13 protein-coding genes are annotated in these 17,078 nt (G+C 72.9%); all 13 read right to left on the minus strand.

Annotation, left to right across the window (positions count from 1 at the left end):
* Positions 1 to 134: 134 nt before the first annotated feature.
* The 13 genes from ACWCXX_RS31255 to ACWCXX_RS31315 all read right to left on the minus strand — a co-directional run bounded on the left by ACWCXX_RS31255 (position 135) and on the right by ACWCXX_RS31315 (position 17,070).
* A complete protein-coding gene (locus ACWCXX_RS31255; protein WP_451133109.1) occupies positions 135 to 1,400 on the minus strand; it encodes a sensor histidine kinase in 1,266 nt (421 codons plus the stop codon).
* Complete coding sequence (locus tag ACWCXX_RS31260) at positions 1,355 to 2,707, minus strand: FtsX-like permease family protein (protein ID WP_451133111.1); 1,353 nt, start codon at positions 2,705 to 2,707, stop codon at positions 1,355 to 1,357. The genes ACWCXX_RS31255 and ACWCXX_RS31260 overlap by 46 nt, the downstream gene beginning before the upstream one ends.
* Positions 2,701 to 3,465, minus strand: a complete 765-nt coding sequence (locus ACWCXX_RS31265) for an ABC transporter ATP-binding protein (RefSeq protein ID WP_451133113.1) — start codon at positions 3,463 to 3,465, stop codon at positions 2,701 to 2,703. Before ACWCXX_RS31265 ends, ACWCXX_RS31260 begins: the two co-directional genes overlap by 7 nt.
* A 137-nt stretch (positions 3,466 to 3,602) precedes the next feature.
* Positions 3,603 to 4,268 carry a response regulator transcription factor gene (locus tag ACWCXX_RS31270; protein ID WP_451133115.1) on the minus strand — a complete coding sequence of 222 codons (666 nt, stop codon included), beginning with the start codon at positions 4,266 to 4,268 and terminating at the stop codon, positions 3,603 to 3,605.
* A 13-nt stretch (positions 4,269 to 4,281) separates the two neighbouring features.
* Complete coding sequence (locus ACWCXX_RS31275) at positions 4,282 to 5,271, minus strand: TauD/TfdA family dioxygenase (RefSeq protein WP_451133117.1); 990 nt, start codon at positions 5,269 to 5,271, stop codon at positions 4,282 to 4,284.
* Positions 5,268 to 6,278, minus strand: coding sequence for a 2,3-diaminopropionate biosynthesis protein SbnA (sbnA, locus tag ACWCXX_RS31280; RefSeq protein ID WP_451133119.1), 1,011 nt, complete (start codon positions 6,276 to 6,278; stop codon positions 5,268 to 5,270). The genes ACWCXX_RS31275 and sbnA overlap by 4 nt, the downstream gene beginning before the upstream one ends.
* 30 nt (positions 6,279 to 6,308) lie before the next feature.
* A complete protein-coding gene (gene sbnB / locus ACWCXX_RS31285; RefSeq protein ID WP_451133121.1) occupies positions 6,309 to 7,340 on the minus strand; it encodes a 2,3-diaminopropionate biosynthesis protein SbnB in 1,032 nt (343 codons plus the stop codon).
* 17 nt (positions 7,341 to 7,357) lie between these two features.
* A complete protein-coding gene (locus ACWCXX_RS31290; RefSeq protein ID WP_451133123.1) occupies positions 7,358 to 8,341 on the minus strand; it encodes a TauD/TfdA family dioxygenase in 984 nt (327 codons plus the stop codon).
* Entirely contained in the window at positions 8,338 to 11,382 is a 3,045-nt protein-coding gene (locus ACWCXX_RS31295; protein ID WP_451133125.1) for a non-ribosomal peptide synthetase, read from the minus strand. The genes ACWCXX_RS31290 and ACWCXX_RS31295 overlap by 4 nt, the downstream gene beginning before the upstream one ends.
* Positions 11,383 to 11,461: 79 nt before the next feature.
* Entirely contained in the window at positions 11,462 to 12,289 is an 828-nt protein-coding gene (locus ACWCXX_RS31300; protein WP_451133127.1) for an ABC transporter permease, read from the minus strand.
* A complete protein-coding gene (locus ACWCXX_RS31305) occupies positions 12,286 to 13,218 on the minus strand; it encodes an ATP-binding cassette domain-containing protein (protein ID WP_451133129.1) in 933 nt (310 codons plus the stop codon). Before ACWCXX_RS31305 ends, ACWCXX_RS31300 begins: the two co-directional genes overlap by 4 nt.
* Before the next feature lie 4 nt (positions 13,219 to 13,222).
* Positions 13,223 to 13,435: an MbtH family protein gene (locus tag ACWCXX_RS31310; RefSeq protein ID WP_451133131.1), complete on the minus strand. Its 213-nt coding sequence runs from the start codon at positions 13,433 to 13,435 to the stop codon at positions 13,223 to 13,225.
* A complete protein-coding gene (locus ACWCXX_RS31315) occupies positions 13,432 to 17,070 on the minus strand; it encodes an SDR family NAD(P)-dependent oxidoreductase (protein ID WP_451133133.1) in 3,639 nt (1,212 codons plus the stop codon). The genes ACWCXX_RS31310 and ACWCXX_RS31315 overlap by 4 nt, the downstream gene beginning before the upstream one ends.
* Positions 17,071 to 17,078 lie beyond the last annotated feature (8 nt).

Genomic DNA, 17,078 nt, shown 5'->3' on the forward strand with positions numbered 1-17,078 from the left:
GGGGGCACGAAATTTCTGCGGGCATGGGGCATGAAGCGGCCGACTTGTCACGCCGATGAACGAACAAGTCGGCCGCCAGAACGGAACCGGACCGGGCCGGACCGGAAAGCGAAGTGTTTCGGGGAGGGAAGTCCTCAGATTCGGACGGGCAGTTCCACCACGGCCGTGGTCGAGCCGGAGGCCGGGCTGTCGATGCGCAGAACACCGTCGACCGCCGCCAGCCGTTCCTGCAGCCCCGCCAGGCCGCTGCCCGCGCCGATCCGGGCGCCACCGCGGCCGTTGTCGTGGACCCGGATCGACAGCAGGTCCCCCACCAGCGCCGCGTCCACCGACGCCTGCGTCGCCCCGCTGTGCTTGGAGACGTTCGTCAGCAGCTCGGCGACACAGAAGTAGGCCACCCGCTCGATCACCTCGTCCAGGCGCTCACCGATGGAGACCGTCAGCGCGACGGGAACCCCGGCCTGCGCCGTCAGCTGCGACAACGCGTTCTCCAGCCCCAGGTCGAGGGCGGCCGGGCTGATCCCGTCGATGAGGCGCCGCAGCTCCGCCATGGCCGCGTCGGTCTGGGTCCGGGCCCGTGCGACCAGCGCCCGGGACCGGTCCGGGGTGCCCTCCTGTCCCTCCTCCAGTGCGTCCGACGCCAGCGACAGTGTCATGGCGATCGCGACGAGCTGCGCCTGCGTGCCGTCGTGCAGGTCCCGCTCGATCTGCCGCAGCGTGCGGGTGCCTTCGGCGAGCGCGGTGCCGCGGGCCCATTCGAGGGTCCGCACCCGCTTCTGCGAGGCGCTGGGGCCGAGCAGCGTACGGGCGAGGAGACCCTGCAGCCGCATCGCCGCGCGGACCGCGAACGGGACGAGCGTCAGCACCGCCAGGCCCACCAGCACGGTGGCGGTCCCCAGCACCACGCCCGGCCGGTCGATCAGCGTCCACACCACGGACCAGACCCACAGCGCCGGAAGCCCCAGCACGGCCACGAACGAGCAGACGTCGACCGGGAGTTTGAGGACCAGGTACAGCAGGGTGCGCCAGGCGACCACGTCCGAGAGGCTGCTCCGGACCCACTGCGGCAGGCCCGGAGCCGACTGCGCCGGACCGGGGTCCTCGACCGGCTCCCCCAGCACCGCCCGGATCAGCCGGGCGTGGGCCCGTCCGAGCAACCGCGCCCCCCGCAGCCCCAGGGCGAGGAACGGCAGGCCGATCAGGGTCAGCGACAGCAGACCACCCGCGTAGAGGACGGCCAGCGCGTAGGCGAACCCGACCAGGGAGAAGGGCAGTCCGGCCAGTGCGTAGGCGACCGTCGCCGGTCGTATCGCCCACCACCTGGTGGTGGGCCTTCCGTCGTCCGTCTCCACCGTCATGGCGCGGCCACGGCCGATACGGCGGGCCTCGTCGTGGCCCACGCCCCGCTGAGCATGATGGTCACGGCCGCCAGCGCCATCGCGCCCAGGACCAGGGGGCTGTACGTCTCCACGGGGATCCAGGGCCACGGCTTGTCCGTGGCCGCCCACGCGAACGCCACGCTCACGGGAGCCGCCACGAGGACACCGAGCAGCGCACCGGTCGTCGCGGTCACCACGGCTTCCGCCCCGAGCATCCGGAACAGCTGCCGCCGCGTCGCGCCGGTCAGTGTGAGCAGCGCGTACTCCCGCCGCCTCGTCGACGTCAGCGAGACCAGGGTGTTCACCGTGGCCACCGCGCCGAAGCCGGCCAGCATCGCGAGCTCCACCCCGCGCAGCCAGATGTCGCTCTCGGAGTACGCCCCTTCCGGAACGCCCTGCGTCACGGAGTGCTGGATCGTCCCGGTGATCGCCGTGAACGTCAGGGAGAGCCCGATCAGCAGCGCGATCGGCACCACCGCCGAAGCCATCCGGTGCGCGTGCCCCAGCAGATTGGTGGCGGCGAGCCAGCCGCCCGCCTCGCCCCGGTGCGTACGGCAGGCCAGGCGCAGCGGAACGCCTACCACCGCGACCACGGCCCGTGCCAGCACCGGCCCCAGCAGCCCGACGGCGAGCATGAACACCAGCGCCCCGAGCAGGGCGCCCTGCGCCGCCTTGTCCGCCGGCTGCCCGGAGATGAACACGCACACGCCCCCGGCCCCCACCAGGGCGATCACGCCCGCGATGCCGCGCACCCAGCCCAGCTTGCCGTGCTCGGTCACGGCCAGGGCCATGGCCGTCGACGGCCTGCCGAAGATCACCCGGCGCACGGCGAGTTTCGCCGCGCCGACCCCGACGAGCAGCGTGGCCGCCGTGCCGATCAGCATGGGCCACGGGGACCAGGGCACCGTCGTGGTGGCCGGTGCCATGTCCCGGGCGACGATCTCGGTCAGGAACCATCGCGCGCCCCAGGCGCCGAGCAGCCAGGCCAGGGGCGACACCAGCAGGGTCACCAGCAGCACCTGGAAGCGGACGAGCCGCTTGATCTGCACCGGTGTGGCGCCGCTCGTCCGCAGCATGGCCACGTCGCGGTACTGCTGGCGCACGGAGAAGCCGAGCGTGTTCGCGACCACGAACAGCGACATGAGCATCGCGATCTCGCCGAACGCCCCACCGATCATGCCCAGCCGGGAGGCCCCGTCCGTGCTGATCGCGGTCGCGATGAGAGACCCGAACAGGGTGACGACGGCGACGGCCAGCAGCAGGGTCATGGCCAGCCCGGCGAACGACGCGGGGCGTGCGCGCAGGGCGCTCAGCGCGAGCCTCAGCATGAGAGCCCACTCATCCTCTCGGCGATCAGCGCGGCCGAGGGACGGTCGAGGTCGTCGGCCACGGCCCCGTCGGTGAGGACGACCACCCGGTCGGCGAAGCTCGCCGCGACGGGGTCGTGCGTCACCATCACGCACGTACGGCCCCCCTTGTCCACGCTCTCGCGCAGCAGCCACATCACTTCGCGGCTGGTGGTCCGGTCGAGTGCGCCCGTCGGCTCGTCGGCGAAGAGGATCTGCGGCCGGGCGTACAGCGCGCGGGCCACGGCGACCCGCTGCTGCTGGCCTCCGGAGAGCTGGCCAGGCCGCTCCTTCTTCCGGTCCGACAGGCCGACCTCCGCGAGCGCGGTGGCCACCGCGTCCCAGTCCACCCGGCTGCCGGCGAGCAGGGCGGGCAGGGCGACGTTCTGCTCGACCGTCATCGCGGGCATCAGGTTGTACGCCTGGAAGATGAAGCCCGCCCTGGCCCGCCGCAGCAGCGCCAGCCGCCGCTCCGGCATGCTCGTGATGTCCGTGTCGCCCCAGTGGACCGTGCCGGACGTCTGCCGGTCCATGCCCGCGACGCACTGCAGCAGGGTCGACTTGCCCGATCCGGACGGTCCCATGACCGCGGTGAACGTACCCGCGGCGAAATCGATGTCCACCCCGCGCAGTGCGTGGACGGTCGCGCTGCCGCGTCCGTACGTGCGCTGCAGGCTCCTGACGTGGATTCCGATACCTGTCGCCTCAGCGGGCTGGGCCAGACCGATGCTCAATGACATGGTCCGATTCTCTGTGACACGGTGTCACCGGACCACCGTGCCACCACTTCGGTCCGGGGTTCGGATATCCGCCCCCTCCCCGGCACGCGGCCGGACGGCGGCGGCTCGGGGACCCGGCCGGGTGCGCAGGCACCGGATCAGGTCCTGGTCTCCTGCAGATAGGCGACGACCGCCTTCACCCTGCGGTTGTCGGTGTCGGTGGGCGGCAGGTCGAACTTGGTGAAGACGGCCGCGGCGTGCTTCTCCACCGCGCGTTCCGTGATGACGAGCAGCGAGGCGATGGAACGGTTCGAATGGCCCTGGGCCATCAGGTCCAGCACTTCGCGTTCCCGGGCGGTGAGCCGGTCGAGGCGCCGCTCACGGCTGGTCAGCATGCGGCTGACGATGTCCGGGTCGAGGGCGACACCGCCCTCCGCGATACGGCGCAGCGCGTCGATGAAGTCGGAGGTGGCGGCGACGCGTTCCTTGAGGAGGTAGCCGATGCCGGAGGCGTTGTCGGCGAGCAGCCGGGCGGCCCAGACGGGCTCGGCGTGCTGGGAGAAGACGAGGACGCCCACGTCCGGGTGGTCCGCGCGGAGCCGCTCGGCGGCGTGGATGCCCTCGTCGGTGTGGGTCGGTGGCATGCGGATGTCGACGACGGCGACGTCGGGGGGATCCGCGGCCACCGCCGTGAGCAGTTCCTCCGCATCGCCCGCGGTGGCGATGACCTGGCAGCCGCGCGCGGTCAGCAGTTCCACCATGCCTTCACGAAGGATCACCGAGTCCTCGGCGATGACCACCCGCACCGGGTACCCCCTGTTCACGACTGCCGTCGTGTCATTCAACCAGAACGTATCCGTCGTCCGGCCGCCACTTCCGCGAGCGGCGCAGGGAGGTGAGCGCGAAGGTGCGCTGCAGCCACCGGTCCCGGCCGTCGTAGCGCGGCCGGAAAGCGGTGCGGCCGTGCACGGTCACGTGGTTGTCCACGATCACCAGGTCGCCGGGGAGCAGGCTGGACGTCGCCGACACCTCCTCGAAGAGGGCTCCCAGCTCGGCGAGGGCCGCCGTTCCGGCGGCCGTCGTCGCCCGGGTCGCGGAGAAGTCCACCCGCAGGTCCGGGTCCTCCCACGAACCGCCGAGCACCGGGTGCAGCGGGGCGTCCGCACAGCCCGAACCGAACGAGGGCGGCGCCTCGGTGCGGAATTCCGGCCGGGACAGCGCCTCCCGGGCCCCGGGGCCGAGCCGGTCCAGCACCTCCCGGACGCAGGCGGTGCGGGTCCCGGCGACACCCTCGTGGTCCGCGCGCAGGCACAGCAGCATCACGTAGTCCGGGCGGTACTCGTGGAACGCGTTCTCGGTGTGGAAGGAGAGCAGCACCGAGCCGGCGTTGCCCTGGAACTCCTCCCGCCCCGGCACCGGCACGACGTCCTGCACCAGCGCACCGGACTTCTCCTGCCGGTAGGCGGCCGGGTCGCCGAGACCGGAGGCCACCATGAGGAGGGTCGCGGCCGGGACGGAGGCGTCCCGCTGGACGGATTCGGCGGTCATCGGGGTGTCCCGGTACGCGTCGTCGCCCACCGGGAATCCCCGGATCAGCAGCCGTCCACCGGGGCCCGAGTCCCGGCGGAAGCGGCGTATCGCCTGCCGCAGCGGAGCCGGCAGGCGCTCCCAGGACTCCCGGGCCGCGGCGACGAACTCCGGGGAGTCCACCCGGCCCTCCGCGACGTCGAGCATGTCCCGCGCCACGGCCTCCACCAGGGCGGCCTCGCTCCCGCCGAGCGTGAGGACCGCCTCCTGGCCGGTGTCGGCGTATACGAGTTCGGTCATCGCGCAACTCCCGAGCTGAGCATGGAGACTTCTTCCGGTTCTTCGTAGTCGTCGGCGAGCGCGGACCTGCCGTAGATCTCCTCGACCCAGCTCTCCTGGTAGACCGAGTCCAGGTACCGCTCTCCCATGTCGGGCGAGATGGCCACGGCGGTCCGCTCCTCGCCCGGTGCGTGCTGGTCGAGCCAGCTCAGGGCGCCGCTGATCACCGTCCCGGTGGAGCCGCCGAGGAGGAATCCGCGCCGGGCCAGCCGGTGGCAGGCGCGGACCGTGTCCACCTCCGCGACGTGGATGACGTCGTCCACGTACGACCGGTCCAGGAGCGGCGGGCGGACGCCCGTGCCCAGCCCGGGGATCATCCGGGGCAGCGCCGGGCCCCCGAAGGTCACCGAGCCGACGGCGTCGACCGCCACGACGGTGACCTCGGGCCGGTGCTCCTTGAAGTAGCGGGCGCAGCCCATGAGGGTGCCGGTGGTCCCGGCACCGATGAAGACCACGTCCAGCTCGGGGAACCGCGCGTCGATCGCCGGGGCCGTCGAGCGGTAGTGCGCCAGCGCGTTGTTGGGGTTGGAGTACTGGTTCAGCCAGACGAAACGGTCGTTCGACTCGCACAGTTCCCTGACCAGGCGGAGCCGCGCGCCGAGGAAACCGCCGTCGGCGGCCGGTTCCGTCACGGTGTAGACCGTGCCGCCCAGGGACTCGATGAACTGTTTCGTGGTCAGGTTGCACCGGCTGTCGGTGACGCAGACGAACTCGTAGCCCTTGCTGGCGGCGAGCACGCTCAGCGCGACGCCGAGGTTGCCCGACGACGATTCCACCAGGACGGAGCCGGGCCGGAGCGCCCCGGCGGCCTCCGCCGCCTCGACCATGGACCGGGCGGCCTTCATCTTGATCGAGCCGGCGAAGTTGAATCCTTCGCACTTCAGGTAGAGCTCGCGTCCGAAGGTCCGTCGAAGGTCCACGAAGAGATCGTCCTCGTGGTACTCCTGTGCCTCGGAGATGATCGGCACAGCTACCTCCCGTTCCGGGGCTGTCGCCCCTTAGCCGCCGTACCGGTTCATCTCGTGGAAGAAGTCGTCGACCGTGTTCAGCTCGCCGGCGGACGACAGGCTCCGGTGGACGTGGGCGCCGACGGCCAGGTCGAGGACGCCGAGGCCGAACGGTGAGAACACCACCGTGCGGTCGGCCGGGACGGTCGCCCGGCCGGTCAGGACGTCGTGGAGCGTGCCGTCGAGGAAGTCCCGGTGGCCGACGAGCTGTTCCGCCAGGTGCGGCGAGGTGTTCGCCTTCAGGCAGTGCTCGATGTCGTCGACGTAGTTGGCGGAGTCCAGGACGATCTCCGGCGACAGGTCGCGCAGGGAGACGTGCAGGACCAGCGGGTGGTGGGCGAACAGGGCCGGGTCGGTGACGTGCGGGGTGCCCGCGACGGTCGCGAAGACGACCAGGTCGCTGCTGCGGATCAGGTCGTCCGCGCGGGCGTGCACGGTCACGTGGCCGCTCTCGCCCGAGCGCTCCAGGTAGGAGCTGAAGCCGACGGCGTGCTCGGCCGACAGGTCGTGGACGCCGACCTCCTCGAAGGACCAGCCGGTGCCCGCCAGGTAGGTGTGCACGTAGCGGGCGATGAGTCCGGTGCCGATGAAACCGACCCGGGTGGGGCGGGTCCGGTCGCGGGAGAGGCGGTCGGCGGCGAGCGCGGCGGACGCGGCCGTCCGGCTGGCGCTGATGATCGAGCTCTCCATGCACGCGTACGGGTAGCCGGTGCGCGGGTCGTTGAGGATCAGCACCGCGGAGGCGCGCGGGATGCCCTCGGCGACGTTCTCCGGGAAGCTGGAGATCCACTTGATGCCGTCGACGGCGACCTCGCCGCCCAGCGAGGCGGGCAGGGCGATGATGCGGGAGGAGGGCCGGTCGGGGAACCGCAGGAAGTACGACGGCGGGTTGACCGTCCGTCCGTCCCCGTGCGTGCGGTAGGCCGCCTCGACGATCTCGGTGACCAGCTTCTCCTGCCCGCCCAGTGCGTGCTGCACCTGCCGGCCGGAGATCACTGCGAATGCGGGGCTGTTTTTCGTCATCTGGTTTCTCGGAGCCTTCAGGCGGATCGGGTGGTGGGGTTCGCCATGGCGACGAGCACTTCGCGGGCTCCGTCGTACGGCAGTCGGCTGTGCGCGGTGCGGAGGTTGTCGACGAGCATCACGTCGCCGGGCTGCCACGGCTCGGCCACGGTGAGGGAGTCGTACACCTTGTTGAGGATCTCCACGACGTCCTCGGTGATCTCGCCGCCGTCGCCGAAGCCGGTGTTGAAGGGCAGGGCCTCGCGGCCGTACACGTCGACCAGGTACTCGCGGACCTCGGGCGCCATCGTCCACTCGTTGAGAAAGGCGATCTGGTTGAACCAGACCCGCTCGCCGTCGGCGGGGTGCGACAGCACGGCCGGGCGGCGCTGGCTGGTGCGCAGCCCGTCGCCGACCCACTCGAACCGGATGTCGTTGGCGGCGCAGTACCGCTCGACCTCGGCACGGTCGGTGGTGCCGAACGCCTCGCTCCACGGAACGCCGATGTCCTCGTTGTAGCTGCGGGTGAGCAGCCAGCCCTCGCGCTCGAAGCGCTCGACGAGTTCGGTGGGCAGGGTGCGCAGGACCTCCGCCGCGTCGGCCACGGCCGTGGCGCCGCCGCTCGTGGGGGCGCTCAGGCAGGCGAAGAGCATCGTCTTCGGGAAGGTGAGCGCGTAGCTCAGCTCGTGGTGCATGCACATCGGCTGGTTCGGCGGCCACTTGGAGGACGAGTAGATGCCCTCCTCGTACTTCCAGCGGGGGGCGAACGCCTCGCGTTCGGCCATCAGCTCGCCGCCGAGGGTCTTGAGGACCGCGCCCGCGCCGGCCGCGTCGCGCAGGCCCAGGCCGCGCACCAGGACGGAGCCCTGGGAGGCGACGACCCGGTACAGGGCCTCGCGGTGCTCGGCGGCCCAGGCGGCCGGGTCGTCGACGGCGGGTGCGGTGACGATGGCCGCACCGCCGTCCTCACGCCGCCCGTCCAGTCCGGCGAAGGGGTCCGTGTCGTTCGGCGTCACCATCATGCTCGCTCTCTCTCGTGGTTCCGGTGGACATCGCGCACCGCGGCGGCGGCCTGCGCGGGCCGGGTGCGGAAGAAGTGGTGGCCGCCGTCGGGCAGTTCGTGGACCCCTACGGTCCCGGCGATGCGGCGCCAGGCGTCGAGGTCCTGCTCGTGGCCCCGGGTCGCGGGGTCGTCGGCGGCGACCACCAGGGTCAGCGGGGCCTTCAGCAGGGTGGCGGGCACCGCGCTCCCGGCGCCGTCGGCGAAGAACGCGCCCGCCTCCAGCACGTCGTGCCGGTAGGCGGCGCCGACCAGTTCGGCCCGGCCGGTGTCCGCGTCGGCCAGTTCGGTGTAGCCGGCCTCGCCGGCGAACCGCCGCGTCACCTCCAGGTCGGTCAGGGTGCGCAGCTCGGCGCAGAACCGGCGCCGGGCGTCGGGCGAGCCGACCAGCTGGGCGCCGATCAGGACGCCGCGGACGTCGTGCCCCTGCTCCTCCAGGAGGCGGGCGGTCAGCACGGCGAGGGCTGCGCCGGAGGAGTGGCCCCACAGCAGCACCGGCCCGATTCCGCGCTGGACCACCTCGGCGGCGACGGTCTTGGCGACCTGCTCGATCGGGGCGAACGGCTCCCGCCGGTCGGTCAGGTCGTGGCCCGGCAGCTCGACGCCGTGGACGGAGAGCCCGCTGTCCGCCAACTCGGCGGCGAGGGGCCGGAAGTTGACGGCGTTGCCGCCCGCGTACGGGAAGCAGATCAGCGCGGCGTCCGGGGAGGACGGTTCGAGCAGGTCCTGGAGCAGGCCCGTCTCGGTGGCGGCGCCGTCGACGAACGCGGCCAGCTCCCCGAGCCGGGGGTGCCGGTTGAGGTCCTTGAGCGACACGGCCCGGTCGAGCTTCACGACCAGGCGCACGGCCGACAGGGACGTACCGCCCGAGTCGAAGAAGTGACTGTCCCGCCCCACGCGTGCGGGGTCCAGGCCGAGGACGGCCGCCCAGGCGGCGGCGATGCGCCGCTCGGTGGGCGTGGCCGGGGGCTCGACCCCGTCGTCGTCCGCGCGGGCCAGCTCGGCCAGCCGCTTCTTGTCGATCTTGCTGTTGGCGGTGAGCGGCATCGCGTCCAGCAGGTGGAAGCGGCTGGGCACCATGTACTCGGGAAGCGCGGCGGCCAGCCACGAGCGCAGCTCGTCGACGGGCACCTCGGCGGCACTGGCGTAGAAGGCGACCAGGGTCTGGCCGACGACGACCACGGCGGTGTCCCGGACGCCCGGGACGCCGAGGAGACGGTTCTCGATCTCACCGAGCTCGATGCGGAATCCGCGCAGCTTCACCTGGGCGTCGCGGCGGCCGAGGAACTCCAGCTTGCCGTCGGGCCGCCAGCGCCCGAAGTCGCCGGAGTGGTAAAGCCGTTCCCCCGGCCGGTGCGGGTCGGTGCCGAAGACGGCGGCCGTGCGCTCGGGGTCGTTGATGTAGCCGCGGCCGACGCACACACCGGCGAAGACGATCTCGCCGGGCGAGCCGAGCGGCACCGGCTCCAGCTGCTCGTCGACCACGTACACGCGTACGTTGCGGACCGCCGGGCCGAGCGGCACCCGGTCCCCGGCGGGCGGCGCGTCCATCACCTCGTGGTTGGTGTCGTCGCAGGTCTCGGTCAGGCCGTAGGCGTTGACCATGCGGATGCCGGGGAAGGCCGCGAACCAGCGGTCGACGAGTTCCTTCTTGAGCGCCTCACCGGTGGAGGACAGGCAGCGGACCCGGCCGAGGCCGCCGCCGTGCTCCTCCAGGTGCGACAGCACGACCTCGATGTACGACGGGACCAGCTGCAGCACGTCGGCGCCGCGGGCGATCTCCACGAAGCGCGGGACGTCGAGGATCGCCTCCTGCGGCACGATGAGCGTCGAGCCGCCGGCCAGCAGGGCGGAGACCAGCTGCCACAACGAGATGTCGAAGCACTGCGGGGCCGTCTGGGCGACCACGTCGCCCTCGCCGACGCCGAGGTCCTCGATCTTGGCGTAGAGGTGGTTGAGCATGCCCGCGTGCTCGCACATCACGCCCTTGGGCTCGCCGGTGGAGCCCGAGGTGAAGTAGATGTAGGCGAGCCGGCCGGGGCCGATCTCCAGACCGAGGTCGTCGCCGGGGGTGTCCGGGGCGATCCGGTCGAGGCCGAGCACGGTGACGGACGGACGGTCGCGGACCGCCTCGTCGAGCGTGGTGGTGCTGCCCGGCTCGGTGAGGACCATGGCGCAGCCGGAGCGGTCGAGGGTGCTGCCGATGCGGTCCGCCGGGAAGTGCGGCTCCACCGGGACGTACACGCCGCCGCTCTTGAGGACGGCGAGGACGGCGGCCGCCCAGTCCAGATTGCGCTCGGTCACCACGGCGACGCGGTCCTCGGCGGACAGGCCGCGGTCGAGGAGGGTCCGGGCGATCCGGTTGGCGTGGGCGTTCAGCTCGGCGTACGTGACACTGCGCTCGTCCATGACGGCGGCGACCCGGTCGGGGTGCAGCCGCGCCCGCTCCTCGAACAGCTCGTGGAAACGGCGGTCCGGCAGGGGGCGCTCGGGACCGGCCATGCCGACGAGCTGGACCTGGCGCTCCTCGGCGGAGAGCAGGCCGCGGCCCTCGTGCGGGGCGTCCGGCTCGGCGGCGATCCGCTCCAGAGCGGTGCGGTGGTAGCCCGCCAGCCGGGCGGCGTGCTCGGCGTCGAAGGCCTCCGTGCGGTACGTGAGGACGAGTTCGCCGCCCTCGGCGCGCACCCCGAGGACCACTCCGTCGGGAAGGGCGTCCGGCTCGCCGCCGGTCTGCGTCTCGAAGCCGTGGCCCCGGGCGGGCGGCGCGGTGCGGGCCCGCTCCACCAGGGAGGCCCAGGAACCGCCGGCCACGGGCACGAGGCGGGGCTCCGGTCCGAGGGCGACCTCGTCCTCCCCGCCGAGGACCGCGACGACCTTGGCATGGGCGGCGGACAACTCGGCCGGGCCCGGCGCGAATTCCAGGGAAACGCGGACCGTGGCAATGCCCGGCACCGCATCGGTCGCCGTGTGCCACCGCGGAACGGTGGTGTGACCGGACTGCATGGAAAAGCTCCTCCACTCGGGAGAGAGGGACAGAAGGGAACGTATTGAGGAGGGTTTCTCGCTTGTTATCGATTGCTTTTCAGCGGCGCCGATAACGGGATACGGCCAACGGAATCGCCAGAGTCATGAGGCCCACGCTCCACAGCACGCTGCCGAGGACGGGGGTGGCGGTCGGGCCGCCGACGAGCAGGTTGCGGCAGGCGTCGGTGACCAGGGTCGTCGGGTTGACCGTGGCGAAGGCCCGCATCCAGTCGGGCATGGTGCTGGTCGGCACCAGCATCGAACTGCCGAACTGCAGCGGGATCATCCACAGGAAGCCCACCGACTGCACGGTGTTGGGGCTGCGGATGGCGAGCCCGATGTACGCCGACACCCAGGCCAGGGCGGTGCCGTAGAGGAGGGTGAGCAGCACGGCGGCCATGGCGGACAGGAAGCCGGTCTCGACCCGGAAGCCGATGAGGAGCGCGAAGCCCAGCATGACGAGCTGGCCCAGCAGCAGCCGGCCCATGTCGGCGAGGATCCGGCCGGTCAGCACGGCGGAGCGGGCGATCGGCAGCGAACGGAACCGGTCCATCACCCCGCTGCCGAAGTCGGCCGACAGCAGGTAACCGGTCGACCGGGACGCGAACATCAGCGTCTGGACCATGATCCCGGGCAGCAGGTACTGCCGGTAGTCGCCCGGCCGGTCGCCCCAGATCGCGCCGCCGAACACGTACAGGAAGATCAGGGTGAAGACGATCGGCATGACCACGGAGTCCAGGAGCAGCCCCGGGTCGCTGCGGATCTGCAGCAGGTTGCGCCGCGCGATGGCGAACGAGTGGCGCAGCGTCGCGCGCGGCCCGACCCGGCCGGAGCCGGTGGGCAGCGGCGGGGACTGGGGCGTCACGGGTGAAGACGTCAGGGTCACGCGTCGCTCCTGGTCAGTTCGAGGAAGACCTCGTCGAGGCTGGCGACCCGGGTGTCCACCGAGTCCACGGCCACCCCGGCCGCGGCCACGGCCCGTACGGCACGCGTCAGTTCGTCCGGCCGGACGAGCGGCAGCCGCAGCAGACCGGCCTCCGGGTCGACGCGGCCGTCGAGCCCGTCGAGGGCCAGCGCCCGCACGAGCACGTCCAGGTCCTCCGGGTGGGCGGGGCGCACCTCCAGGGCACGGCCGCCGACGCGGGCGCGGAGTTCCGCGGCCGTGCCGGCGGCGATCACCCGGCCCTTGTCCACGACCATCACCGAGTCGGCGAGCGCCTCGGCCTCCTCCATGTACTGGGTGGTGAGCAGCACCGCCGCTCCGGCCGCGGCCCGCTCCTTCACGACCGCCCACAACTCGTTGCGGCTGTGCGGGTCGAGGCCGGTGGTCGGCTCGTCGAGGTAGACGAGCCGCGGATCGCCCATGAGGGACGCCGCGAGGTCCAGCCTCCGGCGCATCCCGCCGGAGTAGTCGCGGGCGAGCTTGCCGCCCACGTCGGCGAGCCGGAACCGCTCCAGCATCTCGTCGGCCGCCGCCCGTGCCCGCCGGGCGGGCATGTCGAGGAGGCGGGCGATGAGATAGAGGTTCTCGTAGCCCGGGATGTCCCCGTCGACCGCGGCGAACTGCCCGGTCAGCGCGATGCACCGGCGGACCTGCTGCGGCTGGGTGGCGACGTCGTACCCGAAGATCCGGGCCCGGCCGCCGTCGGCGCGCAGCAGGGTCGACAGGATTCGCACCGTGGTGGTCTTGCCCGCGCCGTTGGGGCCGAGCAGGCCGAGCACCCGCCCGGCGGGGAGGGCGATGTCGACTCCGTCGAGGGCCAGTTGGTCGCCGAAGCGCTTCACCAGTCCCTCGGCCTCGATGGCCAGCGTCATGGCGTCAGTGGTTTTCCATCGCGGTGACCAGGCTGCGCGGGCGCATGTCGGTCCAGGTGGCCTCGATGAAGGCGAGGCAGGCGTCGCGGGTGTCCTCCGGATGGGCGGTCCGCCAGCCGGCCGGGACCTCGACGAACGTCGGCCACAGCGAGTACTGGCCCTCGTCGTTGACCAGCACCACGTAGGTGCCGTCCGGGTCCTCGAAGGGGTTGGTCATGACGGTTCTCCATCCAGTTGCGGGGTCAGCACCTCGGCGAGTTCGCCGACGGTGGGGTGTTCGTAGAGCTGGTGCACGGACAGCCGGGCGGCGAGGGTGCCGTTGATGCGGTTGACGAGCCGGGCGGCGCGCAGCGAGCTGCCACCGAGGTCGAAGAAACGGTCGTCGCGGCCGACTTCGCTGCCGAGCACCTCGCCCCAGAGCGCCGCCAGGGCGCGCTCCAGATCGGTGGCCGGGGCGACGAAGCGCCTGCGGCCCCGGCCCAGCGCGGCCAGGGCGCGGGCCAGCAGCTCTTCCGGCTCCTCGTCCTCCAGCCGCTCCACGCGCAGGCAGCGCACGGGCAGGTCCAGCCCCCGCGCGACCCCTGCCACGGCGGCCCGCACATCGGTCTCGGACGCGTCGCCCTCGTAGACGACGATCGCCTCCGCGGTGCGCAGCCCGTCCGGGGCGAGGGCGCGCACGATGTGCTCGTTGCGGCCGTCGAGGCCCACCAGGAGCGTGATCCGCTCCTGCCGCAGCGCGGCGAGCAGTGCGGCGAGCCCCTCGTCCGGGGTGAGCCGGCGAAATCCGCGGGCCTCGGCGGCTCCGGACGGCGCCCCCCGGTTCATGCCGAGGCCGCTCCAGGTGCTCCACGCCAGGCAGTGCACGGGCCTGCCGCGTTCGCGGCCCCAGTGGTCGGCGAAGCCGTGGAGGAAGCCGTTGGCGGACGAGTACGCGGCGAAGGAGCTGCCGCCGAACTCGCCGTTGACCGAGGAGAACAGCACGAGCGGGGTGTCCGGCCGGTCCTCCAGCAGCTCGGCGAGCGCCAGGGTGCCGGTGACCTTCGCCCGGTAGGCGTCCTTGAACGCCTCCGGGGACTCGTGGACGACCAGGTGCTTCTCCAGCTGCTCCCACTGGTGGGAGACGTCGGCCCCGGCCAGGTGCAGCACCCCGTCGAGCGGTGCGCCCCAGCGGGCCTCGGCCTCGGCGACCGCGGCGCGCAGCGCGTCCGGGTCCGCCACGTCGACGGCCCGGTAGGTGACGTCGCCCAGGGCGGCCAGGTCGGCGATCCGCTCGGCGCGCTCGCCCCGGTCGGCAAGGCCGCGCCCGATGAGCAGCAGCTTCGCCCCGTGGGCGGCGAGCAGGTACTCGGCGACGGGGTGGGCGACGCCGCCGCTGCCGCCGGTGACGAGGTAGCGGCCGCCGGTCACGAAGGCGTCGCCGCCGTCCTCGTCCGGGGTCACGGGCCTGAGCCGGGGCACCAGGCGGCGGCCGTCGCGGTGGGCGACGAGGTCGGCGCCGTCGCGCGTGGCCAGCTCGGTGACGACGACGGCGGCCAGGGCTGCCGCGTCGGCCGGGTCCGCCACGTCGACCTGCCGGACGAACGGCAGCGCCCGCTCCGCCGCGACCGTGCGGACGAGTCCGGGCAGGGCCGCCGCGGTCAGGTCGAGGCCGTCGTCGGGGGCCGTCCACAGACCGCGGCCGGTGACCACCAGCAGCGGGGGCGCCGGGTCGAGCGCGGCCAGCTCCTGGACGACGCCCAGGACGTCCAGCGCCACGCCCTGCGGGGTGGGCCCCTGGGCCAGGTGGACGACGGCGCCGACGCGCGCGCCCGGGGTGGTGACCAGCTCGGGCACGCCCGGCTCGGCCGCGAGCCGGTCGCGCAGCTGTGCCGGGACCAGCCAGGGGCCGGGCGGCAGGGCACCGCGCCCGGCGGCGGGCGCCTCCAGCCAGGTCCGCTCGAAGTACCAGGAGCCCTCGGGCTCGTCGAACCACTGCGCGTACGCCCCGGCGTCCAGGTCGGCGATGAGCTGGGCGCGCTGGATCTTTCCGCTGCCCGTCTTCGGGAAGTCGTCCCGCTCGACCGGGATCACGAGGTCGGGCTGGAGGCCCAGCGTCTCGGCGACCTCGGCCCTGATCCCGGCGATCGTGTCGTGGACGGAGGTCCAGTCGTCGGCGGCGGGCACGAAGAAGATGACCAGCCGGTCGGTGCTGTCGCCCGCACCGGCCCAGCCGCACGCGGCGATGCAGGTCGCCTCGGTGCCCTCGGCCCGCGCGGCGATGGACTCCACGTCGTAGCTCAGGACGTTGGCGCCCTGCACGATGATGAGGTCCTTCTCGCGGCCGGTGATGGTGAGCCGGCCCTCGTGCAGGAACGCGAGGTCGCCGGTGTTGAACCAGCCGTCGTCGGTGAACGCCTCGGCATTGGCCTCCTCGTTGCGGAAGTAGCCCGCCATGATCGTCGGCCCGGTGATCTGGAGCCGTCCGACGTGGTCCTCGGGCAGCACCGCGCCGTGCTCGTCGACGATCCGCAGCCGCACGCCCGGGACGGGCGGGCCGACCTCGGTGAACGTGAGGGCGCCGGGCCCCGTGGACCAGCGCAGCGCGCCGCCGAGGGAGCTCTTCTCCACGCTCAGCCGGCCCACGGCCGGGTCGCCCGCCACGAGCGTCGAGTAGGTCACGCCGGAACTCGTCTCCGACATGCCCCAGCAGGGGCGCATCGCGTCGGCGGGCATGCCGTGCCGGGTGAGCAGTTCCAGGAAGCGGTCGGCGGTGCGGCTGACGACGGCCTCGCCCGCATTGCACAGGTGACGCAGCGTCGACAGGTCCCAGGACCGGCCGTCCATGGCCGCGTCGCACTCGTTGACCAGGGCGAACGCGAAGTTCGGGGCCCAGGTGTTGGTGACGCCGTACCGGTCGATCCAGTCGAGCCAGCGCAGCGGGTCGGCGAGGAACGCGTCGATGGACGCGTTGACGTGGCGGCAGCGGAGCACGACGTCCCGCACGTTGTACATGACGATCCCGCCGACGTGGTCGAGCGGCATCCAGTTCAGCGAGACCTCGTCGGGGCCGAAGCCGTTGGCGTGGGCGATGGCCCGGGTCCGGGCCAGGATCGTCCGGCTCGGGTGGCGGACCACCTTGGGCACGCCGGTGCTGCCGGACGTCAGGAGGTGCACGGCCGGGTCGTCGGGCGTGGCGGGGAACCAGTCGGTGCTCTCGGGCCCGGCGCCCAGCTCCTCGGCCACGGCGACGCGGACCTCGTCCACGCCCCACAGCTCGGACAGCTTGCGGACCGCCGGGGCGAGGGTCGCGTCGGTGAGGACCAGCGGCCTGTCGAGCAACTCCCAGGCGTTTCGGAGCTTGGTCGTGACGGCGTTCTCCCGGTCGTAGCCCGGGGCGGCACCGACCGGGGTGGGCAGGTAGCCGCCGAGGACGCACGCCCAGAACGCGGTGACGAACACCCGGTTGTCGGCGAACTGGAACAGCACCGCGTCGCCCGGGGCGGCACCGGTGGAGCGCAGTCCGGTGAGCAGCCGCTGCGCGTCGGCCAGGAGCTGCGGGTAGCTCTGGAACTCCTCGCCGTCGCCGGTCAGGTAGACGGTTCCCCGGTCCGGGGCGAGTTCGGCGGCCCGCCGCAGCGCCTCCTGGAGGGTGGTGGGGAAGGCGGGGTCCTCGGGCAGCTCGCCGCCGTGGGCGAGCGCCGGTGGCCCCGCCGGGGCGGGTGCGGCGTCCTCGGGGCGCGGGGCGGTCCGGCGGACGTGGCCGATCCGGGCCTCGCGGCGCAGCAGGGGTACGGCCCTGCCGACCCCGGGCACGGCCTCGGCGGCCTCGCGCAGCCGGGTCTCGGGGGCGTTCTCGGACGTGTGCGTGTTCATCGGTTCGG

This window comes from Streptomyces sp. NPDC001732 (genome assembly GCF_053596315.1).